The 22733-nt window shown below is 41.2% G+C and carries 17 protein-coding genes and 3 pseudogenes; 10 read left to right on the top strand and 10 right to left on the bottom strand.

What is annotated here, in order from left to right; all coding sequences use genetic code 11:
* Nucleotides 1-544 precede the first annotated feature (544 nt).
* The 3 genes from AM228_RS13360 to AM228_RS13350 all read left to right on the top strand — a co-directional run bounded on the left by AM228_RS13360 (nt 545) and on the right by AM228_RS13350 (nt 3285).
* Nucleotides 545-757, top strand: coding sequence for a hypothetical protein (locus tag AM228_RS13360; RefSeq protein ID WP_054466607.1), 213 nt, complete (start codon nt 545-547; stop codon nt 755-757).
* Between the two features lie 69 nt (nt 758-826).
* Nucleotides 827-2092, top strand: coding sequence for a DNA cytosine methyltransferase (locus AM228_RS13355; RefSeq protein WP_054466606.1), 1266 nt, complete (start codon nt 827-829; stop codon nt 2090-2092).
* 332 nt (nt 2093-2424) lie between these two features.
* Complete coding sequence (locus tag AM228_RS13350) at nt 2425-3285, top strand: lysophospholipid acyltransferase family protein (RefSeq protein WP_054466605.1); 861 nt, start codon at nt 2425-2427, stop codon at nt 3283-3285.
* 54 nt (nt 3286-3339) lie between these two features.
* Here AM228_RS13350 and AM228_RS31000 read toward each other — a convergent pair.
* Nucleotides 3340-3753 (bottom strand): annotated as a pseudogene (locus AM228_RS31000) (adenylate/guanylate cyclase domain-containing protein); the annotation flags it as partial.
* Nucleotides 3754-3841: 88 nt separating this feature from the next.
* Nucleotides 3842-4834 (bottom strand): annotated as a pseudogene (locus tag AM228_RS34220) (ISL3 family transposase).
* Between the two features lie 471 nt (nt 4835-5305).
* Here AM228_RS34220 and AM228_RS13335 point away from each other — a divergent pair.
* The 4 genes from AM228_RS13335 (at nt 5306) to AM228_RS13320 (ending at nt 11763) form a co-directional block, all read left to right on the top strand.
* Complete coding sequence (locus tag AM228_RS13335; protein WP_054466603.1) at nt 5306-5746, top strand: calcium-binding protein; 441 nt, start codon at nt 5306-5308, stop codon at nt 5744-5746.
* Between the two features lie 2 nt (nt 5747-5748).
* Entirely contained in the window at nt 5749-5988 is a 240-nt protein-coding gene (locus AM228_RS13330) for a hypothetical protein (protein ID WP_054466602.1), read from the top strand.
* A 41-nt stretch (nt 5989-6029) separates the two neighbouring features.
* Nucleotides 6030-9956 (top strand): CHAT domain-containing protein, encoded by a 3927-nt coding sequence (locus AM228_RS13325; protein ID WP_054466601.1) that lies wholly within the window; start codon nt 6030-6032, stop codon nt 9954-9956.
* Between the two features lie 496 nt (nt 9957-10452).
* The gene (locus AM228_RS13320) at nt 10453-11763 is read left to right on the top strand and encodes an agenet domain-containing protein (RefSeq protein ID WP_054466600.1); all 1311 of its coding nucleotides are present in this window, start codon (nt 10453-10455) and stop codon (nt 11761-11763) included.
* A 606-nt stretch (nt 11764-12369) separates the two neighbouring features.
* Here AM228_RS13320 and AM228_RS13315 read toward each other — a convergent pair.
* From AM228_RS13315 to AM228_RS13295, 5 genes are all read right to left on the bottom strand, one after another.
* Complete coding sequence (locus tag AM228_RS13315) at nt 12370-13377, bottom strand: sulfate/molybdate ABC transporter ATP-binding protein (RefSeq protein WP_054466599.1); 1008 nt, start codon at nt 13375-13377, stop codon at nt 12370-12372.
* A 348-nt stretch (nt 13378-13725) separates the two neighbouring features.
* Complete coding sequence (gene cysW, locus AM228_RS13310; protein ID WP_054466598.1) at nt 13726-14553, bottom strand: sulfate ABC transporter permease subunit CysW; 828 nt, start codon at nt 14551-14553, stop codon at nt 13726-13728.
* Nucleotides 14540-15412 (bottom strand): sulfate ABC transporter permease subunit CysT, encoded by an 873-nt coding sequence (cysT, locus tag AM228_RS13305; protein ID WP_082348873.1) that lies wholly within the window; start codon nt 15410-15412, stop codon nt 14540-14542. The genes cysW and cysT overlap by 14 nt, the downstream gene beginning before the upstream one ends.
* Nucleotides 15413-15453: 41 nt before the next feature.
* A complete protein-coding gene (locus AM228_RS13300) occupies nt 15454-15756 on the bottom strand; it encodes an NIL domain-containing protein (RefSeq protein ID WP_054466597.1) in 303 nt (100 codons plus the stop codon).
* Between the two features lie 101 nt (nt 15757-15857).
* Nucleotides 15858-16910, bottom strand: coding sequence for a sulfate ABC transporter substrate-binding protein (locus AM228_RS13295; RefSeq protein WP_054466596.1), 1053 nt, complete (start codon nt 16908-16910; stop codon nt 15858-15860).
* Between the two features lie 199 nt (nt 16911-17109).
* On the opposite strand from AM228_RS13295, the gene AM228_RS13290 reads away from it, so the two are divergent.
* Nucleotides 17110-17901, top strand: a complete 792-nt coding sequence (locus tag AM228_RS13290; protein ID WP_054466595.1) for a Crp/Fnr family transcriptional regulator — start codon at nt 17110-17112, stop codon at nt 17899-17901.
* Between the two features lie 197 nt (nt 17902-18098).
* On the top strand, nt 18099-18581 hold the full coding sequence (locus AM228_RS13285) for a PD-(D/E)XK nuclease superfamily protein (RefSeq protein ID WP_054466594.1): 483 nt from the start codon (nt 18099-18101) through the stop codon (nt 18579-18581).
* 181 nt (nt 18582-18762) lie between these two features.
* Here the strand turns inward: AM228_RS13285 and AM228_RS13280 are convergent, their stop codons facing one another.
* Both AM228_RS13280 and AM228_RS13275 read right to left on the bottom strand, forming a co-directional pair.
* Entirely contained in the window at nt 18763-19596 is an 834-nt protein-coding gene (locus AM228_RS13280; RefSeq protein WP_054466593.1) for a DNA adenine methylase, read from the bottom strand.
* 316 nt (nt 19597-19912) lie between these two features.
* Nucleotides 19913-20488, bottom strand: a complete 576-nt coding sequence (locus tag AM228_RS13275; protein ID WP_054466592.1) for a Uma2 family endonuclease — start codon at nt 20486-20488, stop codon at nt 19913-19915.
* A gap of 1178 nt (nt 20489-21666) precedes the next feature.
* Between AM228_RS13275 and AM228_RS13270 the strand changes: the two genes are divergently transcribed.
* Entirely contained in the window at nt 21667-21939 is a 273-nt protein-coding gene (locus tag AM228_RS13270; RefSeq protein ID WP_156331744.1) for a hypothetical protein, read from the top strand.
* Between the two features lie 392 nt (nt 21940-22331).
* Here the strand turns inward: AM228_RS13270 and AM228_RS29665 are convergent.
* Nucleotides 22332-22710 (bottom strand): annotated as a pseudogene (locus AM228_RS29665) (adenylate/guanylate cyclase domain-containing protein); the annotation flags it as partial.
* Nucleotides 22711-22733: the final 23 nt, after the last annotated feature.

Below are 22733 nucleotides of genomic sequence, written 5' to 3'. Positions count from 1 at the left end.
GCGTGTATGGGGGGTGGATCACGCGAATCATTGACGTAAATTAAAACATTTGTGTCAACGGCGTTCATATAGCATATCTCTTGTAAACTGCGGAGCGTTAGAGGGAATGGGGTTTTGTTGCATTCGCTCAACAAGTAAGGTTAAAAATTTCTGCCTAGTTGCAATATCAGTAATCTTGGGGGGAATGACTTGAGGTGCTTTGACAAAAAGCTCAACCTCAACACCGTAGAGGCAAATCACAGGCTGTTTGAAGGGTAAACGTACCACTATGGTAAATCGCTTTCAGGGCTTGGGGCATAGGGAAATCTCCATCATAAGAATTAGGGGTGAAATAGTTAATTGCTTACAGTGTAGCATCTGTAAAACAATTTCTGTGACGAACAATGACGAACAATACACATTATTTTGATATAAATTACAAGCGATCGCGATTTTTTTCCCTATTAGTTAGGATGAAAGATCGCCAATAACTTCTCGGAGTTTATCAGCGAAAACGACCATTTTTACTTGCCCAATCTCGATCGACTAGAAACAGAGAACATTAATGGTTTTAAAGGCAACGACTACCAGTGTTTATTTCATGTTGTATCCTAAACTTGATCTTGCCAAAGTGCTTGTAGATAAACCAGAATTGCTGAAAGAAGTGTGGCAGGCACTTAATCATATTTCTGATGAGGCACTGATGATTCAATGGCGCGTGTATAGGGGTGGATTGCATACTTATTGGCATATTTACAAAATTATATTTTTTATGTGAAAATTAATATATTTTCCGGCAAAATTTTGTGATAATATCAAAAGTATTGATTAAATTAAAGGATGACAAATGCAAAGACCGATCGCGATCGATTTATTCTCAGGCTGTGGGGGAATGTCTCTGGGACTTGAGGCGGCTGGATTTGATATTGCTGCCGCCGTAGAACTGGATCCAATTCATACTCTAGTTCATCATGTTAACTTTCCCTATAGTGTCAGTATTTGCCAAGATATTAATCACTTAAAAACCCAAAAGTTAATGGCTCAAATCAAACAGCAAGGGTTTAGCGGTGAAGTGGACTTAATTGCCGGTGGGCCACCGTGCCAAGGGTTTTCTCATATTGGCAAACGGCAGTTAGATGACCCCAGAAATTCGCTGGTATTTCAATATGTCAGAATTATCAAAGACATCAAACCCAAATATTTTATTTTCGAGAATGTCCCCGGTATCGCCTCTGGTGAACATCGGCAATTTTTGGATGAATTAATCAGCGAATTTAAGCGAATTGGTTACGTCATTGCTCAACCAATTAAAATTTTGGATGCCTCCCGGTTTGGCGCTCCCCAAAAAAGAAAACGCTTAATTCTGATTGGCAGTCGTAAAGATGTAAAGCCAGCCCATTATCCTCTAGAAACCCATCAGGAAACCGAGGCAAATATTAATCCGGTTAATACGGTCGGGGATGCTATTGCCGATTTAGCTAATATACCGGCTTTTGTGAATCAAGATAGAGGCATTGATGCCAGAAAACTAGATTATTCTGGCTTTAGAAAAAGCTTTGCTTTGCATCCATCGGCAGCTTATCATCTTTGTCATAAACGGAAAACCGATGGCCAAGTATGGGGGCATATTGGCTCTAATCATACCGCCAACTCTATCAGCAGATTTTTATTAACTGAACCGGGAACTGTAGAAAAAACCAGTAGATTTTTTAAGCTTTCACCTTCAGGACTTTGTAATACCCTCCGGGCAGGTACAAGCAGCGATCGAGGGGCGCATACTGCCCCTAGACCGATTCATTATCGCGAACCGAGATGTATTACAATTCGAGAAGCTGCGAGACTGCATACATTTCCCGATTGGTTTCAATTTCATCGCACGATTTGGCATGGCTTTAGAGAAATTGGCAATGCGGTAATCCCGATGCTATCTAAATGTTTGGGCGATGAAATTATTGAATGTCTCAATATTGATGTAAATACCCTAGAAATTCGCGAATTGCCAGAAATTGATAGTCAATATTTGACCTATAATATGGGGCAGGCTTCAGCTTATTGGGATGTCCCCTATGATGTAATTGCTAAAAGAAAAAGAGTGATAAAAAATGTCGCATAAATTAATGCTGCTTTTCACCCATTAAATTTATCAAATTTATCGAAATAATCAATAAGATTAACCAAAAAAAATAATTACTACTAATCCACCACCTAAACCGCATTAAAAAGCAGAAATTTGGATTTATTGCGGAATTTATTGCGGAATTTGTTGCGGAATTTGTTGCGGAATTTGTTGCGGAATTTACGAAAATTGGTATAACATCAGTCAGGGATGACGAGAATTGCCTGAAAAATCAGCGACGATCGCTCGCGATCGCCCAATAATTGATCCATGAGATAGGATATAAAAAAACCTCATTGTCTTTCACCCTTTGACAAATTTAATTGACTATGACTGAGAGCAAAACTGCAAAAAACCAGCCTGCAAAAAACCAGCCCGGTTGGACTTTAGACCTGCGCGATGAGCGGGTGATTTTAGATTGGATGCCGATTTGGGAATGGTTTTATCGCTACTATTTTCGGGTGGAAAGCGATGGTTGGCATCATATTCCCAGGACGGGTCAATGTTTATTTGTGGGTTCCCATAATGGCGGACTGGCTTCCCCAGATACCTCGATGGTGATGTATGACTGGTTTCGGCGGTTTGGGACGAAGCGTCTGGTGTATGGTTTGATGCACCGGAATGCTTGGAAAGTCGATTCTCGGTTGACGACATTGGCGGCCCAAATGGGGGCTGTAATTGCTCATCCGAAAATGGCGATCGCGGCTTTCGAGAAAGGGGCAAGTGTGTTTGTTTATCCCGGTGGGGCGCAAGATGTGTTTCGGCCCCATCATAATCGCGATCGCATTCACTTAGCCGGACGCAAAGGCTTTATTAAACTAGCCCTGCGGCAGGAAGTGCCCATTGTCCCGGTGATTTCCAAAGGGGCTCACGACACTTTAATTGTCTTAGGGGACTTCTACGAACAAATACGGCAACTTCATCAATGGGGGATGCCGTGGTTATTTGATGTTGACCCAGAAGTATTTCCCATTTACTTAGGTTTGCCTTGGATTATTGGCATTGGCCCCCTACCAAATTTCCCCTTACCGATGCAAATTAAAACTCGCATTTGTCGGCCTATTGAATTTGAATATTATGGGGCAGAAATGGCCAAAGACCGGGATTATGTCGATATTTGTTATGAAAAAGTCCGCTATCATATGCAGTTAGAATTAGACCGTTTAATGGTGGATCGACCTGGTTTGTAATTTAAGCTTTAAATAAACCTTAAATACCAGCAGTCAGCGGTCAGTAGCCACGGCTTAAACCCGTGGCGAATTTTTTTTACCTTTAAGCCAGTAAGTCATCATTTCACGTTTACCTTTGACTGGAGTTAAACCTCTGGGTTCAAACTCATAAAATGCTTTTAGCTGTTCATAGATGCTTTCTGTTACTTGAATTTAACCAGTAATTCCCATATATTCCATCCGAGAAGCCACATTTACTGTGTCGCCCCATAAGTCGTAAATAAATTTATTCGACCCAATTACCCCGGCAACCACCAGCCCAGAATTAATGCAAATTCTAATTTGAAAAGGTTCTCCTTGGGGAGTTTGAAATTGAGCGATCGCCTGCTGCATATCCAGGGCCATATCCGCGATCGCGATCAGATGATTCTCGTTGGGAATTGATAAACCTCCGACCACCATATAAGCATCGCCAATGGTTGGCTCTTTAGGACTTACGGTGGTAAGTTTATCTAATCAAGTTATCAAATTTTTAATGTTTTTGAGTGGCTAAATCTGTAATTTATAAGGAGTCTCATCAAAAAGCTGATAAAAGACGTAACCGAAAGTTTTCAAAATTTTTAAATCCATAGCTTTGGCGTTTTATCAGCTTTATCTTGTTCTTAATCCATTCCATAGTTACACTGTTAGAATGACTAATAAAGTAATTACAAATAGTTGGCATATCTTCGGTTATAGTTTGAATAACTTTGCCATAAATTTTTCGAGCTTTTTGTAACCATTCTTGAAAGCGCTTTTGGCCTGACAAAACGGTTTGACTGGTTTCATAAATCTGGCGAAATTCTTCTTTATATTCATAGGCGGCTTTTCACCGCTTAGATTTAGATGAGGATAAGAGGTTTTCCAGTTCCGTGAGTTCTCCATTATCCAAATCAATTTTGTTTCTCAAAATTAGAGACAGGTTTTCATGTTTTTTAACTCCTAAAGATTTAGCGATTTTTTTTAATTCTTCAATGAGAGGTCTCATCACATGAAATCGGTCTGTCACAATTTGAGCATTGGGGAAAATTTCTTAAATAACTTTTGGAAAGCCATGCCACATATCAACACTAACTTCTTTTACCGCTTTTCTGACTTGGAGCGGAAGTTCTGAAAGCTTTGATATCAAACAATCTTGGGTTCGTCCATCAATGACTTTTATAAGCTTATTTTTATCTAAATCGCAGACCACCGCTTTATAATTTTTATGCCCTTTACGCATAGCAATTTCATCAAGACTTATCCGACTAACTTCGAGCCACTGCTCCTCGGCTATGTTAGAAGTCCGGTGATTAAATATTCCTTGAACTTCATCAAAAGATAGCCCATCAACTAATGAAACTTTAGATATATTTAATGACTTTACGCGCTCAAAAATATTTTTTTCATATCGCAAAGTATGGCGCCGATTCCCCTCTATCCAAGGCAGTTTTTCGGTGAAATACTTTTGACAATGACGAGAATAAAATTGCCGACGGGGGACATGTAAATAATTGACCTTATCAAAACAAGGAAGGTCTCGGACTAGGATGGGACGATTTTGATTGATTTCGGTGGTATAACTTTGACATAAAGGACAGTGTGTTCCTTGGTCAATTTAATCTTTAGGCAAATCCCATCTTCTAGCATGGTAAATTCTCTAACGGTCACTTCAGGTAAGCCCAGTATTACATTGAGATGATTTTCCATAAACCTAAGCTCAAAAATTTTTAGGGTGAAAGGGTGAGTTTCACAAAACAGCTAAATTTTATCAGTTTAGGGCTTAACTTTGAGCCTGGCAACTAAATTTAATGATTTTTTCAGGATTTGGCGGACTTATAAGACTCTTTTTTTTCAACATGAGAAGCTAGAAGCGTTCATGTATATGAATTTCACCTTTTAATTTTATGCAAATACTCATGTTAAATTAGAGAAACTTATCACCATAAGTCCTAAAGAGCCGCACAATAGTCAGATTACTCATGCTATCACCAGTAGCGATTCTCAGTATAATAATTTAACGGTGAATTTAACCGCTAATGTGAGCGACAATGATGATTTAGGAGAGGTTTTTCAAGGTGACGATCGCCCAAATTTGGCCGGAACTAATTTGAACGATCGCCTCCTTGTAACTGTGGAAATGAATATTCTACATGGACGAGAAAGCAATGATTTTATTGATGCTCAAGGGGGGAGCGATCGCCTATATGGTCGGGAGAATGATGACTATATTTTAGGAGGGGATGGCGATGATAAAATTTGGGGCGGTCAGGGCAATGATTATATTGAAGGTAGTGCAGGCAATGATTTAATGTTTGGGGAAAGTGGCAGCGATCGCCTGTTAGGAGGAGATGGCAGCGATCGGCTATTGGGTCATAAAGATAATGACTATTTATCGGGGGATTTAGGTGCAGATACCCTCACGGGAGGGCAAGGACGGGGGATGTATTTGCGATCGGTTTAGGCATGGACGGATTGACATTAGAAGCAGCAGATGTTATTACTGATTTTAATGTGCAGGAAGATTTTATCGATTTAATGGATTCTGCCACCGCAGGGGGCTTAACTTCTGAATCCTTAAATATTACCCAAGGAACGGGAAATTATACTAACGATCTAATCATTCAGCATCAAGCAACCGGGGAATATATAGCCATTTTATTAGGAATTCAGCCAAGTGAAATTAGCTTAATTCAGTTTATTTAAGATATTAACCACAGAGACACAGAGGACACAAGAGAAGAGAAATGAAAAGAAGAATTACTAATTTTGATGGGCGATCGCCCTTTTATCCCTTATTCTTCTTAGTCCTTTTCCTGACCCTAGGAGTTAATAAGGGTCTAGTCTTTGCCCAAACAATTACCCCAGCAACAGACGGGACGGGAACCGTTGTCACTACTGAGGGAAATCAGATTAACATTACCGGGGGTAAAACCTCTGGAGATGGGGCAAATTTATTTCACAATTTCCAAGAATTTGGACTGAGTGATGGACAAATTGCCAACTTTTTATCCCGTCCAGAAATTGTCAATATTCTCGGACAAATTTCTGGGGGTAATCCATCGTTAATTAATGGTTTAATTCAAGTTAATGGTGGAAATTCTAACCTCTTTTTGCTCAATCCGGCAGGCATAGTATTTGGTCAAAATGCTGCCTTAAATGTCCTCGGTGATTTTACCGCCACCACTGCCACCAGTTTAGGCTTTGATGCCGGAATATTGCAAGTATTCGGCAATAATAATTATACCACATTAGTCGGGAATCCGATTTATTTTTCTTTTGACAATATTCAGCCAGGGAGTCTGATTAATTTTGCCGATTTAGCGGTGCGATCAGGACAATCTTTATCTTTGATTGGCGGAACCATACTCAGTACCGGGTCTCTCGCTGCACCCCAAGGGAATCTGATTATTACTGCGGTTCCAGGGGAAAGTATTTTGCGGATTAGTCAGCCCGGACATTTACTGAGTTTAGAAGTGAGTTTATCCAATTTAAAAACCGAGGCTTTTAATCCACTTTCTCTCCCTGAATTATTAACCGGGGGTGGCAATATTATTGATGCCAACCAGGTGACATTCAATGAAGCGGGACAAGTAGTTTTATCCGGTTCTGCCTTGGGGATAGGCAATGGGGATGTGGTGATTCAACCCACGAATCAATCAAATCAATCGGCAACAATTATCTCAGGAAATGCTACTTTATCCGCTGCTAATAATTTAAGTTTATTCGGGAGTGAAATCCAAACTAGCCAAGATTTAAATTTATTGGCGAAAAATACGCTGATTGTTCGGGATAGTCAAAACCCATTTTCCGCGATCGCAGGCGGAAATATGAATCTAACTGGACTGCAAAAAATTGATATTTTCGCCCTGAATTCTGTCAACCAAGGCGCAACTTTTCAGGCAGGGGGTGATATTACCTTAATTAGTGGGGGAAATATTGCCACCGATGCTCATTTTGCCACGGAGGGCAATTTCTTTATTCGTACTGTAGCTGGCGATTTCGGTGATTTTATCAGTTATTATGACCCAATTATTAGTGCTGATGGTAATGTGAGTTTTGATGAATATACTGGGGTTTCCTTAAAAGTAGAAGCCACGGGAGGAATTGATGCCGGGAATATCACTATTACTAACCCAGATGTGACTTTATCCGGTTTGCCGGATCCTGATGCGGAAATCTTGGCCAACTCCCCAGCATTAATTTTAAGATCCGGCGTTTCTAGTCTGACTAATCCGGCGAATATTCCCCCGGATTTGACCGTGATAAACACCGCGTTTCTCTCTGACTCCGAGCAACTTAATCGGGATATTTCTGTGAGTCAGATTTCCACTCCAGGGGGGCCGGTGATTATTAACTCAGGCGGCCAATTAATCATTGACCGAATCGTCACCCAAGGAGGAGATATTAATCTTTTTGCCCAGGGTAATATGCAAATTATGGGCTTGTTAAATTCTAGTGCTGATAATGGCGGCAATGTGACGATTAATGGATTAACAAATGTTGACATATTTGCGATCGATGCTCAAGGACTCGCGAGTGATGGAACTGGCGGCAATGTTAATATTAATGCAGGCAATTTTTTCCAAGCCCGTGGCAGTTTTGTAGATCAAAATAATCGCACCGCCAGCATTTCTACTGCGGGTACAGTCAGTGGTGGGTCAATTAGCATCAGACACCCAGGAGGCAGCGAAACACCATTTATTGTCGGAAATGCCACCACCAATGGCACCGCAGCCGCATTAACTACGGGTTCGGAAACCATTTCACCCACCTTTGAGGTGCCTGTTGATGATGATGGGATTTACACTCAAGGCAATATCACAATTATCACAACGTCTAATCCAGTTTCAGAACCACCAGAAGAAGATATAGCAGTCCCCATTGATTCAGAAACCACAGAAGAAACTCCTACAGAGGAAACCACCGTAGAAACTCCTACAGAGGAAACCACCGTAGAAACTCTGATAGAAGAAACTCCGATAGAAGAAACTCCGATAGAAGAAACTCCGATAGAAGAAACTCCGATAGAAGAAACTCCGATAGAAGAAACTCCTACCCAAGAAATAACATCTCAGGCAGAAGAACCAGAAATAACCACCGTTAATGCGATCGCAGAACCATCGGTCTCAACCGTCCCAGAGAGTACAAATTCACCAACTATCGTAGAGTCAAACCCTGCGATCGAACAAAATAATTCTCAATCTGTCATCTCATCAGATTCATCCACTGAAATTGCTAATGTATTGACTGGAAGTGAAAGTACAGAGAATAGCAGTCAGACGGTTTTAAACTCTAGCAGCGATACCACAGTAGGGGAAATATTGCCGGACAATTCAATCAAAGTTGGACTAAGGAATATTCCTCTAGGGATCAAAACTGAAATCGCTAACCGAATTGATGCCGGTGAAATATCGGAAGCTGTTCCCTTTATCGATCGCGTATTTACGGAAGAAGTCATCGCAGGAAGTCAGGTTGAAACCAGCCAACCTCAGTTAAACTCTTTTGAGTCAATTCAAGAGGAATTAAAAAATATTTCCGTAGCGACTCAGAAAAAATTTGCGCTGGTTTATACGGTGATCCGGGATGAACAACTTGATGTAATTTTAGTACCTATTAATGGCGCTCCCATCTATCGACCAATCAGAGATGCTGGACGAAAGAATATGTTGCCAGTAGTCAAAGATTTTATGGAGAAAATAACCAGCCCTCGATACAGAAAAAACAATCGATATCTAGCATCAGCGCAGCAACTTTATCAATGGATGATTGAACCAATTGAACCTGACCTAGAACAACTCAATATTGACACTTTAGTATTTGTCATGGATGCTCAGTTACGCAGCATTCCTTTAGCAGCTTTACATGATGGAGAAAAGTTTTTAATTGAAAAGTATAGTCTGGGATTAATTCCTAGTGTAAATTTAACAGATACTAGCTATCAAAGTTTAGCCAATGCCAAACTTTTAGCAATGGGTTCTTCTACATTTAAAGAACATAATCTGGCTGATTTGCCCGGAGTTCCTTTGGAAGTTTCTACTATTACCCAAGCATGGTCTGGTGACTCGTTTCTGAATGAAGCTTTTACCTGGGAAAATCTCCACCACCAAATTAGTCAACATAATTATGGGATTGTCCACTTAGCGACTCATGCGGAATTTGTCCCAGACGCCCCCAGTGATTCTTATATTCAGTTATGGGATCGCAAGTTAAGTTTGAGTGAACTGCGAGAGTTTCTGTTAGAGAGATCATCCCCGATTAATTTAATGATTTTGTCGGCTTGCCATTCTGCTCTTGGTAATGAAACATCAGAATTAGGATTTGCTGGTTTGGCAGTGCAGGCTAAAGTTAAATCCGCCATTGGCAGTATTTGGTATGTGGACGATCGCGCTACCTTGGGATTAATGAGTGAATTGTATCGGCAGATTCGGCTGGCATTTCAAGACAGCGAAAATCCTGGAGAAACTGACAAAAAATCCAAGCTAAAAGCAGAAATATTGCGCGAAGCCCAAATCGCCATGCTGCGGGGAGATGTGCGGATTGAAAATGGTCATTTAATTGCTCTAAATTCTGATGATGATATTCTTTTACCCCCGGAAATTACCGTAGACCAAGAAACTTTTCAGCATCCTTATTATTGGGCTGGATTTACCTTAGTGGGGAGTCCTTGGTAAAAAGATTGATTTCTGAAAAAACCACAATTAACGACAAAAGTGTTCTTGTCTTACAGCATAGTTAACCCATACTGCCCAATAATTGCGATCGCCAAAGCATTAATTGATACCAATTTCAAAAATTATTGCTACGATTTTGAGGTTAATTTGGGCGCAAGCATTGCGCCCCTAATGTTACATCTTTCATTAGAAATAGTACGAGTATAATTACTCAACAATAATTCGCCGATCGCACAAGTCTGAAACAGCATCTAAACGCATCTAATCGTAACAATTCTTAATGTAACCGTAAAGTCAGGATTTAGCCATCAGCAAGCAGGAAAAATCTCAACTTTACCGGATCTCCCAGAATGGGTGAAGTATAATTAGAACTGAGTGCATACTTATAAGTGCATAGTCATAAGTGCATAGTCATAAGTGCATAGTCATAAGTGCATAATCAATGCTCATAGCTAATCGCTGACCACACTCATCAAATAGGATTTAAACTCAAACCATGAGTTCATCAATAGTTCAACTGGTAGATCAACTCCCGCAAGATAATATTACCGTTAAAGTGCTCAAAGCCCTAGACTTTGTTGCCCCTGGAGAATGGCAAAATACCGTTGGTTTTGACCAAACAATTCGGGTTGTCACCGGGGAAAATGACCCCAAGAAGGTACAGCGGATTAAAGAACGTGCCTTGGTACTCTATGAAGACAACAAAACCGGGTATAAATCAGCGATTTCTCTATATCAACTTATTGACAAAGCCGATACAGCAATGGCAACAGCAGCCTTAGCGAATAAAATCGGGGAAAAAATTGAATTTCTCTCATTTCTCAATCGAGTCACTCCTAAAGCTGATGTCGCTCAAACCATTGATTTAGTCTTAAAAATTGTCGTTGAAATTATCGCCTTTTGTAAAATAAATGGCATTCCTCAACCCAATCCCCAACTCTTTGTGGAATCTTTAACTAACAACTATACTGACGCATCTTTAATGCGGATGGCAGCTTTAGTTTGCCTAGATGGGATTCTGCCTTTAGGTCCAGATTTCTTACAGAAAATTCACTCGATTATTGATGGTGGGGATGCGGCCATCGTTAAAGATAATCCGGTTTTTGGCTCAATTAGTAACTCATTACCAGGAGATAGTCCGGCGTCTAAATTCGGTTTTATTACCCAAAGTTTCAACGCCGTTCAAGGTTGGATGAATAGTTTAATTAGTAAAACGGGTGTCACCCCAGACACGATTTTACAAAGTATTGGCAGCTTTATCCAAATTGCCGATGATAAGTTAGATTTTGTGGCGGCTTTCCTTGACCAAACGACTAACTATTATGAACATACCGGGATTCAAACTGTAGCCCGCAGCTTAATTTTAGCCGCATACGAATCCGTAAAAAATGAATCAGAAGCATCTACCCCAGATTCCAGTTCTCAAGCTTCTGGTTCTCAAGCTTCTGGTAATGGGGAATTTAAAGTCGGACAATTAGTGGATGTTCTCAGTGAAGATTATTGGTATGCAGGGACGGTTCGGGAACTGCAAGGAAATCTCTGTTTAATCCGTTATCTTTATAATAACGATCCGAGTGATGATGAATGGATCGCACAAACCAATCTTGCTCCCGCTGGCAGTAACTATGAAGTGGGAGATGAAATTGAGGTTCTTTACAGTGATGGGGAATGGTATGAAGCAGAAATCAAAAAAATCAAAGGGGATACCTATTTAGTTGAATATACCGATGAAAATTTTTATGACGATGAGGATGATGAGGAAGAAACTGAATGGGTGGCTTGGCAACGGATTTGTTGCGAAGCTTAAGAAGCTTAATTAAGTAGACGGGCAGAAATAAATGCACCACATACCCCATGAGAAAAAAACTGTCATTCCCGCGAAGGCGGGAATCCACAGCCTATCGGCGGGGAACGAAAAGTGCAGTTAATTATGTTCACCTACTTAGTTAATTAACTAATTAATTTTTACGGGGATATGTTATTAGTTAAAAACCCTAACTTATTCCCGTAATTTTTCGGTTTTTATTAAAAATTGTAGAATATAATCCTGTAGGGGCGAAGCATTGCGGCAGATATTTTATGGATAAAAAGCCAATATTTGTTACCGCAATGCTTCGCCCTTATAGCGGTTTTTATTGAATGAAGTACAGAGTTTTTTGGATTCCCGCCTGCGCGGGAATGACAGGTTTTTTTGTACTTTCTAAGTATGACAATTTCTATATAATCCTGTAGGGGCGAAGCATTGCGGCAGATATTTTATGGATGAAAAGCCAAGATTTGTTACCGCAATGCTTCGCCCTTATTCCGTTATGGATGAAAAGCCCAGATTTGTCACCGGAATGCTTCGCCCTTATTCCGTTATGGATGAAAAGCCAAGATTTGTTATCTAAATGCGAAAGCCCTTACTCAATGATTATGCGGCTTTGGGGAAAAAATGGGTATTCCGGGGTTTGACAAATACTTTTTGACCCACTTCTAAATTTAGCGGGGCAAATTTTTCTCGACTCAGGTGGGAAATGACTTCAAGGCGATCGCTTAACATTAACTCCACTTGAATTTCCCAACCTAAATGGGTAATTCGCCGGACAACGGCCATTGTGCTATTTCCATTCTCAACCCGATGAATTTCTAGTTCGTGGGGACGAATAAAAGCGTAAGTATTGGGGTTTGAATTATGGATATTTACTAAATTAGTATGACTGGGTAAAACATTCACTTCTCCGACAAAACTCATCACAAACGGGGAGGCGGGATGATCGTAAATTTCGGTCGAGGTGCCCACTTGTTCAATTTTGCCTTGATTCATTACCACGATCTGATCGGCAACTTCCATTGCTTCTTCTTGGTCATGGGTGACAAAAACACTGGTGACATGAACCTCATCATGTAAGCGTCGCAACCAAGCCCGTAATTCTTTCCGCACTTTGGCATCCAAAGCGCCAAAGGGTTCATCGAGGAGTAAAACTTGAGGACGAACCGCTAGAGCTCTTGCGAGGGCAACTCGTTGCCGTTGTCCTCCAGAGAGTTGGTTGGGGTAGCGATTTCCTAATCCTTGGAGTTGAATTAATTCTAATAACTCTTCAGTGCGTTCTTTAATTAACTTAGCCGGAGTTTTGCGAATTTCTAATCCAAAGGCAATATTTTGCCGGACGGTGAGATGTTTAAATAGGGCGTAATGTTGGAAAACAAAGCCAATATTCCGTTCTTTGACATCTAAATAAGTGGTGTCTTGACCGTTGATCCAAATGGAGCCAGTGTCAGGAGTTTCTAACCCAGCGATCGCCCGTAATAAGGTAGATTTTCCCGAACCTGATGGCCCTAATAAAGCCACTAATGACCCGTCTTTAATCTCTAAATTAATATTATCTAAGGCTTGAAAGTCACCAAAGAGTTTAGAAACTTGTTGAATGTTAATACTCATGTTAGTTGTTCTCCAATTTATATAGGGTGTAGGGTGTAGGGTGTAGGGTTTGGGGTGTAGGGTGTAGGGTGTCGGGTTTGGGTGTAGGGGCGAAGCATTCGCGTATAAATTTGATTATGTAAACCGAAATATTTATGCGCGAATGCTTCGCCCTATTCCCGTAGACATAAGATTGTTTAAACCGAAATTTAAACCGAAATATTTATGCGCGAATGCTTCGCCCTGATTATTCGCGTAGACATTAGACAAGAATGCTTTCATACTGATCTCTATCACCCCAACCCCCCTTAAAAAGGGGGGGCTTTACCGAAATGTCTACGCGAGTGCTTTGCCCTTACCAGTTAAGAGTTAAGATTCCAGCTTATGTCCAGTCTTTCGTTCTAAAATTTCTTTTAAAACCAAAGTCACTACGGCAAGTAAACCCAAAATTACGGCGGCACTAAAAGCGGCTTCGGTTTGATAATTTTTATAGGCTTGTTCCACAAAAAGCGGCAGGGTTGAAGTCTGACCAATAATGCTCCCGGATACCACAGAAACCGCCCCAAATTCTCCCATTGCCCGTGCATTAGTTAATAGCACTCCGTATAGTAATCCCCAGCGGATATTCGGGAGAGTAACTCGCCAAAAAACTTGCCAATCTTTTGCCCCTAGAGTCCGGGCGGCTTCTTCTTCTTCTTCTCCCATTTCTTCCATCACGGGAATGACTTCTCTAGCGACAAAAGGTAGGGTGACAAATAGGGTGGCTAAGACCATTCCCGGTAGGGCAAAAATAATTTTGATGCCCATTGCGTCGAATATTCCGCCGAGCCAGCCGTTCTTACCATATAATAGGACTAACATTAACCCGGCAACCACTGGAGATATAGAAAATGGCAGGTCAATAATACTCATTAATAAGGTACGACCGGGAAATTGATGGCGGGCGATCGCCCATGCGGTACAAAGGCCAAAAACTGTATTCAGAGGAACCGCGATCGCGGTAATAATAATAGTTAAAAAAACAGCGGATTGAAAAGCTCGACTGGCGATCGCTTCTCCTAGGGCATTAAATCCTTGATGAAAGGCTTCATAAAACACAGTGACAGCGGGAATAAACAGAATCAGCGCTAGATAGCCTACAGCTAAGAAAATAAGGATTAATTTATAATATTGATTTGAAGGTTTAGCGGACTGCATAACGACGCCCCCACTGTTGCAAGAAATTAATCACCAATAGCAGCACCAGTGACACAATTAAGAGTACCGCACCGATCACCGTTGCCCCGGCATAGTCATATTGTTCTAGTCTTTGAAACACTAAAACTGGGGCAATTAAATCGCGGAAAGGGATATTAGACGAGACAATTACTACAGAGCCATATTCTCCCACAGCGCGGGAAAAACCTAGGGCAATTCCGGTTAAAATTGGCGGAATTAATGGGGGCAGAATCACCCGGCGAAAGGTTTGCCATTGCGAGGCACCTAACGACCAGGCGGCTTCTTCGATTTCCTGTTCCATTTCCTGTAACACCGGCTGTAAGGTGCGAACCACAAAGGGCAAGGAAATAAACAGCATGGCCACAAATACCCCTAAGCGGGTAAAGGCGATTTTGATGCCAAAGGGGGCAAAGATTTGTCCAATCCAACCGCGATCGCTGTACACTGTTGCTAACACTAAACCGGCCACAGAAGTGGGTAAGGCAAAGGGTAAATCAACTGCCGCATCAATAATTTTTTTGCCGGGAAAATTATAGCGGACTAATACCCAAGCCACCAGGGTGCCCATGAACCCATTAATGATGCCTGCCGCTAATGCAGTAATAAATGTTACTTCATAAGCAGATAAGGCGATCGGCTGGGTGGCAATGCGCCAAAATTCACCGATTCCTAATGTTAGTGATTTGGTGACTAAAGCGGCGATCGGTAGCAACAGCATCAGCACTAAATAACTCAGCATAACTACCCAAGGTAGGGAAATTTTGGGCAGTTTACCGAAAATTCGCTTTAATCCATTGAATAAATTATCGTACACGGGGTAATTCAATTTTTCTATCATTTTTTGACTTTGTAGACATAAAATCTCTACTTACTCCTTGACTACCAACCGTCAGTTTCGCGATCGCTGCGACTGAGAATCTCAACATTCAAATCAGAAAGATAAATCAAAGCACTATCAATTTGGGCGGATTTCCCACTTAATTGCAGATCAAACCAGCCATCTCCCTGGGCTTGAGCGCCTAACATTGCGCCTAAAATGTTCACATCTAAACGATACTGAGACGCCAAATTACTAATCACCGGATCGTGATGATAATCTTTAGGTATTCTCACGATTAATCTAACTTGAGTAGAGCGAGGTGCAGAAGCCACATCATGGGTTACAGAATTGGTTTTATCCATGTTTATATCCTTTCCGTAAAGGTAATAAATGATTCACTGATTGATTGTTGCAGTCCAATCGGACATCACGGATCAAATCAAGGGATTAAGGTATTTAGTAATTAAGATTTGCCTGCTTGGGTTAAGATTTTGTCAAAAGTTGCCCCATCATCAAAAAATTGCTTTTGGACTGCATCCCAACCGCCTAAATCTTTTACCGTAAATAACTTATCAATTTTGGGATATAGGCTGGTAAATTCTGTGGCCACATTAGGATCTACGGGACGAAATCCCACTTGAGCAAATTCCCTCTGGGCTTCGGGAGTAAAGAGAAATGCCACAAACGCTTCAGCGGCTTTTCTGGTGCCATGTTTGTCAACATTTTTATCGACAACTGCCACCGGACTATCAATAGAAATATTGTAATCTGTTGGCACAAAATAAGGTTGTTTTTCTCCTTTTTGTTGGGCTAAAATTAACTCATTTTCATAATTAATCAGGATATTCCCTTGTCCTTGTTTGTAGAAAACATCGCTGGCTTCCCGGGCATCTTTCGGTAACAGGGGCACGTTTTTAAAGACGGTTTCTACAAAGGTTTCCGCTTCTTGGGCAGTTCCTCCCGCTTGGGTCACAGCACCCCAAAGGGCGAGAAAGTTCCACCGGGCGCCCCCAGAGGTTTTGGGGTTGGCGGTAATCACTTGGATCTGGTCGCTGGCTAAATCAGACCACTTGCTGACTTGGACGTTTTCATCCCGTTTGACGATCGCCGCTACAGATTTATGCACAATCGACTCATTGGGGAATTCTTGCTCCCATCCGGGGTCAATCAGTCCGGCTTTTTCAATTTTCTGCGTATCCATAGCTAACGCGAGAGCCACCACATCCGCTTCTAAGCCATCAATCACTGCCCTAGTTTGAGAACCGGATCCGCCGTAGCTTTGATTAAACTCAACTTTCTGTCCGGTTTCCGCTTCCCACTTTTGGGCGAATTTGGGAATGATTTTTTCATAAGCACTTTGAGTCACCGCGTAGGAAACCAGGGTGATGGTCACGGGTTTGGCGGTATTGCCGGTGTCTTGGGTGGCTTGTTGCCCGGAGTTACTGCAAGCAGCGATCGCACCACTAGCCAATAACCCGACTAAGACCCAACTGGTAAAGCGTAAGTATTTCTGCATGGTTGTTTCTCTGCTGACAGGTCACGGATGTTTGTCCGTAGGGGTTTGCTTGCCAAATCCCTAGCTTATATTTAAATTATATATCAAGTTCAAATGTTTTGCAATACATTTTGAAAGTGATTTAAGAAATTTTTAAGAAAAAATGTAATGGATCGGGCTTTATGCCATGATGGAAGGGAGATTCAGCAAGGTTGCAGGGATGGCAAAACGAGCCAAACAGCAAGAACCCAATCTGTTGGAGCAGATGATCCAGCACAACTTTTTATTTCGAGGCTTAGATGAAGCGTGGCTGAGAGACTATCTGCCGCCGGAAAGCCTGAAAATCGAGAAATTATTTTCTAACCGTCCGGTTTACACGGCTTACTTGCCCGATGAATATCTGGATGTGTTGTATGTGATTCTGGATGAGGGGCTGGTGATTACCCGCAGCACCCCGCTTGACCGGATTATTGCCATTAGCTATCCGGGGGGATGCTTTGGCATGAGAAATTTACCCTTTAGTTATGGGATGGCGTACCGGGCTTTTCCCAGTCTGGTGGAAGCGTACAAAACCACTCAAGTGATCAAAATTCCCCTGGAGACTGTGCAGCGGATTTATCAGGAAAGCGAGACTTTCCGCGATCGCTACCATCTGCTTTTTGAACTGCGGACGAAATTTCAGTATCATATGCTCAACTGTAGTAGCTACCCCCCGCAAGCAGTAGCGGCCCTCCTGCGTGGCCTGATTTACCAAGAACGAGAACTGGGCAACCAACCCACCCCCAATCAGACATATACTTTTGATCTGCCGGTGGATGTGATCGCCCGCGCTTGTCAACTGAATCAGCGGACCGTGGAACAAGTGTTAAAAGGGATGCAGCAGATTGGTCTATTAAAAGCGATCAAAGATAGTGATGCATCCGGGGATTTAGTCGAAGTGATGGATCCAGAAGCGTTAAAAGCCGTCTATAGTGCCACGAGAGATAAAGTTTCCTGGTGGCCATTAAAATAGCCATTAAAATAATTTCTCGTGACGGCAAAAAGCTAAGTAGGTGGGCAGAAATAAATGCACTACAGACCCCACGAGAAGAAAGGCTGTCATTCCCGCGAAGGCGGGAATCCAAAGCCTATTGGCGGGGAACGAAAAGTGCAATTAATTATGTTCACCTACTTAGAATAAATCTATTAAATCTTTAGCCGGAAATAACCATGACCGCAGGTGCTAGGGCGAATCAATCGGGTAATGTATTAGAAAATACTGTCGCTGCCGTGCTCGACGGTCATGGTTATGTCCCCATTTGTCCTAATCTGCCCAAAAAACAGCGATTAACTTGGTTGCTGAATAGCCATGAAAACCCCAAACGATATGCCCAGCAGGTTTATATCGGATTGGGCATTTATCACACGGATATTTTTGTGGATTTTTATCTGATTGATGCAGAGAAATACCCGAAAGGATTGATTATTGAATGTAAGTGGCAGCAAAGTGGCGGATCGGTGGATGAAAAGCTGCCTTATGTGAATTTAAATATTGAAAAATGTTATTCAGCCCCAGCCATAGTTTTGATTGATGGGGGCGGGATGAAACCAGGGGCGATCGCCTGGTTAAAAGAACAAGTTCCCTCCAACCCCAATCTCTTCGCGGTCTATGACCTGTCATCATTTATGGTTTGGGCGAATAATCATCTTTAATAGGGTGTAGGGTGTAGGGTGTAGGGTGTAGGGGAAGAGGATGCATAGGAAAGAGGATGCATAGGAAAGAGGATGCATAGGATGCATAGGAAAATTCTCTATTCTCTTTTCTCTATTCTCTTTTCTCTCTTCCCCCTACACCCTACACCCCGTTTCCCGTTCCCTTAAGCAACAACAAACATTAATAAGAAGTAATTAAAACTTCTGAGATTTTACCGCGTTTTTTGCCATGAGAATTAATCGCCCTAGATGCGGATATTTTATGAATTTTAAATTCAGCATAAATTTCTCTAATCAAGTCACAGTCAGAATTTGATAGCATTACTTTGACCCCGGTTTCTGCTAATTGTTTAAAGGTATCTCGCAGTTGAATTTGTTCTGGTTCATTGAAGGCATAACGACTATAAGCGGTGAAATTACTGGTGGTGCTGATGGGATGATAAGGTGGGTCAAAATAGACAAAATCATCGGCGATCGCTCTTGCCAAAACTGCCGTAAATGGGGCAACTTCCAGGGTAGCATTCTGCAATCTATCCGATACGGCTATTAATGCTTCGCGATCGCAGATTTTCGGATTTTTATAGCGACCCATTGGCACATTAAACTTTCCCTGAGAATTCACCCGATATAACCCATTAAAGCAAGTTTTATTCAGATAAATAAATTGAGCAGCGCGTTTCAAATTATCCCTCGGATGAGATTCGCGGATTTTATAATAATACTCATGGGAGCATTTTTCATGCTTTTCCTGATGATTTGACAACAGATAAATTAACTCCTCTACATTATCCCGTACACAACAATAAGTATTAATCAATTCTTCATTAATATCCGTTAAAACCGCTGGATGTGGTAATAAATGAAAAAACATCGCTCCTCCACCCAAAAAAGGCTCATAATAGGTGCCAAAAGTTTGGGGGATGTAGCGCTCATATTGGGGAATCAACTGTCTTTTACCCCCAGCCCATTTGAGAAAAGGACGGGCAGAAACGCGATCGGACGTGCGAGTAACCATGTATCCTAAGAAAAAGTAATTCAGGCATTGTGAATCATCAGAATAGCACGATCGCTTCCTGATTGCCGTAGCTAATTGTGGATATTTATAGTTGTTTAAATTAAAATTAATACAATTATCTAGGGCCGCAAGCATTGGCAGAAGCGCAAGCATTGCCAGGGGCGCAATCCTTGCGCCCCTACAATATATGTTGATTTGCTGTAGGGGCGCAATCCTTGCGCCCCTACATAATTGTACTAATCTTAATTGAAATAACTACATTTTTATGTTATTTGCGTCTTTTAGGGTGAAAAAAACAAATAAAAATATCAAAATTTTACTCGTTTTCCCAAACAATACCTTCATACAAAAGCTCAATGGGCAAATCTAATTTACAACAGGATAAATTCATCACATCCCCCGGCAGATAATGATAATAAAGCCACATTCTCCCTTCCCCGCGAGAGTAACCCTCAACGGAGACTTTTTCCGAATCAATTAAAAGATAATCTTGTAAACTGGTAATTGTCAAGTAATTGGTGAATTTTTCTCCCCGATCTCTGGCGCTGGTACTTTCAGAAAGCACTTCCGCAATCAGTTTAGGGTATTGAATAAATTCACGATCACTTTGGTCTTGGGACGCACAACTAACCACCACATCAGGATAATAATAACGGCCTTGATCATTGACTTGTACTTTCACGTCGAACACATTTGCCCGACAACCCCGCGATCGCATATGAGGGGGCAACGCACTATATAAATTTAAGGCAATATCATTATGAGGAATTGTCCCTCCAGTCATCGCAAAGACTTCGCCATTAACATATTCATAGCGCTGGTATTGTTGGGTTTCCCACTGGAAATATTCCTCGACGGTCATTTTTGCCGGTTGTTGGGGAATAGCGATCATAATTAACTTCTCATAATAACTTCACTTTAATTATAGTTAATTATAGCATTTATCTGCTGTATTCTATGTCATTCCCGCATATAGCGCTGACGCGCATGCTTCGCTAACGCGGGAATGACAGGTTTTTTGTACTTCATAACTCTGACAAGTGCTATATAACCATAGACTGATTTATTTACGGTGATATCATATAAAAATAGTTGATTTTTTTCTACTCAACAATCACAAATAAATGGTAGAATACCTAGTAAATTTAAATATCGGAAATATCTGAAATATTGCACCAGTCGCCACAACCGGCGGGGATTAAAATCAATTCCTAACACATCAAGTCGGTTGAAACCGACTAAAATGCTTTTAATATCAGCTTCCTAGTCGGTTTTAACCGCCTGTAGGGGTCAACGGCCGTTGACCCCTACGGGGATTTTAATCCCCGCCGGATCGCGGGGATTTCAAAGGCTGGTTGAGCTATCTGTAGGGTGTTGTTCCCAGCAGTAACGCACCAATACCCCAGATATAGAGTCGTTGCCTAAATCCTATTGTAGAATTTATCCATAGAATTTGCTAACTTAATAGATTAATAGCATTTATGTCACTTTTTATGAGAACATAGCTATGGATGGGTTTAGTCATTTGGATCCGGGAACTAACTGAAAAATCGAGTAAATCAACGCAAAATATAGGCTTTCATCCGGTAAGACTTGCTAAAAGCCCGGTTTCTATGGTCTGTTTGCCAGTCAGCAGTAAGAATAGCCTAGATACAGCTTTACTAATACTTTCTCTGCTCCTAATATTCCCTTGCATAAGCTCTCAAAGGCTTTATAAAAATGGCTATCTATCAACAACGATAACGAAAAATTTATTGCTCTGATAGATACCAGTAGTTTTGGGTTTACAGGAGGAATTGCATTTACTGATGACAGAATTATCTGGAACAATAAATCTATTAATATTAATTACCAGTATTTAGCCACATTTGTCAAGACATAAAAACAATTAGGTGTTCTGTTTGCTGACAAAAAAAACAAGAATAATTATCTCATTTGAGCCAGGTAATTGACATTTGATATGACGATAAGTACAAAAGTAATTTACGGAAGCTCCAAAAATTAGTCAAGATTACCGATGCTCAACCGAAGTTAGGCGATTTGGTTTCCGATCAAATCAACAAAGGTCAATTGTCTAAGCTAAAAGATGCTCTAGTTGTTTTAACTAACAATCAGTCAATTCAGAAATTTCCCCAATTAAAGAATCTCCTGGAACTATGGTCTAATAATCCTGATTTAGTCCGTTTTTTCCCAGAAAAATTAGTGTCACAGCTATCTGATGAGCAATTTAAGCAGGACTTATTCAAGATGGCAGATTTAGTCAAAATGTTAAGCAATGAATCAGAGCAGGATAGTCTGACTAAATTACTGCGAGAACTGGGTCAACAATATTCCCCAGCTTAAGCATCCATTCATTTCCATATTTAACAACAGAGAAGACACAAAGGAAATCTCCCTTTGTGTCCTCTGTGTCTCTGTGGTAAATTTTCTCGGTAACTTTTCTCATAGTTTCCCGGTTCATACCTACCAAAAAAATAAGGAGCGATCGCCCATGTCCGCTCCCTAGTTTAGGAATCCATTAGTTTCGATATTTAACCACAAAGGACAAAGAGTAAAATCTTTCTTTGTGTCCGACAGAGTTCTGTGGTAAATAAATTTTATGCTGATTATTTTCCGACTGAGTGAGGCGAGATCGCCCTCATGCTTAATTACTGAATTACGCTCGGAAAAAATTAAGCGCCAGTTAGGAAAAAATTACTGGGATAAAGGGGTTTAATCAGTAGATAGGTGGTCATTTATCCTTTGCCTTTCACATGAATTATACCCCGCTTTTTAAATAATAATTTATCTTTTAAAATATCATAAGTTTCCTGGGTGACTTGAATCGATCCTGGGATGCCATGAGATTCCATACGACTGGCAATATTTACGGTATCTCCCCATAAATCGTAAGTAAACTTTTTTAAGCCAATGACTCCGGCAACCACAGGCCAACTATTGATGCCAATTCTAATGCTAAAGGGTTCGCCCGGCGCTAAATTGGTTAATTTCTTGCTGCATATCTAAAGCCATGAGCGCGATATCCTCCGGATGATCCGAGCGATGTACCGGCAGCCCCCCAACCACCATATAAGCATCGCCAATGGTTTTAATTTTCTCGATGCCATGTCTTTCTTTTTAAGGGGGGGAGCAATTTC

Source organism: Planktothricoides sp. SR001, assembly GCF_001276715.1.
Classification (GTDB): Bacteria; Cyanobacteriota; Cyanobacteriia; order Cyanobacteriales; family Laspinemataceae; genus Planktothricoides; species Planktothricoides raciborskii.
This window is presented reverse-complemented; position numbering and strand designations above follow the sequence as displayed.

Bases quoted from the DNA above. Each gene is read 5' to 3' on its own strand.
- AM228_RS13360 (WP_054466607.1), top strand. From the start codon at position 545: ATGGTTTTAAAGGCAACGACTACCAGTGTTTATTTCATGTTGTATCCT.
- AM228_RS13355 (WP_054466606.1), top strand. From the start codon at position 827: ATGCAAAGACCGATCGCGATCGATTTATTCTCAGGCTGTGGGGGAATG.
- AM228_RS13350 (WP_054466605.1), top strand. From the start codon at position 2,425: ATGACTGAGAGCAAAACTGCAAAAAACCAGCCTGCAAAAAACCAGCCC.
- AM228_RS13330 (WP_054466602.1), top strand. From the start codon at position 5,749: ATGGACGGATTGACATTAGAAGCAGCAGATGTTATTACTGATTTTAAT.
- AM228_RS13325 (WP_054466601.1), top strand. From the start codon at position 6,030: ATGAAAAGAAGAATTACTAATTTTGATGGGCGATCGCCCTTTTATCCC.
- AM228_RS13320 (WP_054466600.1), top strand. From the start codon at position 10,453: ATGAGTTCATCAATAGTTCAACTGGTAGATCAACTCCCGCAAGATAAT.
- AM228_RS13315 (WP_054466599.1), bottom strand. From the start codon at position 13,377: ATGAGTATTAACATTCAACAAGTTTCTAAACTCTTTGGTGACTTTCAA.
- cysW (WP_054466598.1), bottom strand. From the start codon at position 14,553: ATGCAGTCCGCTAAACCTTCAAATCAATATTATAAATTAATCCTTATT.
- cysT (WP_082348873.1), bottom strand. From the start codon at position 15,412: ATGATAGAAAAATTGAATTACCCCGTGTACGATAATTTATTCAATGGA.
- AM228_RS13300 (WP_054466597.1), bottom strand. From the start codon at position 15,756: ATGGATAAAACCAATTCTGTAACCCATGATGTGGCTTCTGCACCTCGC.
- AM228_RS13295 (WP_054466596.1), bottom strand. From the start codon at position 16,910: ATGCAGAAATACTTACGCTTTACCAGTTGGGTCTTAGTCGGGTTATTG.
- AM228_RS13290 (WP_054466595.1), top strand. From the start codon at position 17,110: ATGGCAAAACGAGCCAAACAGCAAGAACCCAATCTGTTGGAGCAGATG.
- AM228_RS13285 (WP_054466594.1), top strand. From the start codon at position 18,099: ATGACCGCAGGTGCTAGGGCGAATCAATCGGGTAATGTATTAGAAAAT.
- AM228_RS13280 (WP_054466593.1), bottom strand. From the start codon at position 19,596: ATGGTTACTCGCACGTCCGATCGCGTTTCTGCCCGTCCTTTTCTCAAA.
- AM228_RS13275 (WP_054466592.1), bottom strand. From the start codon at position 20,488: ATGATCGCTATTCCCCAACAACCGGCAAAAATGACCGTCGAGGAATAT.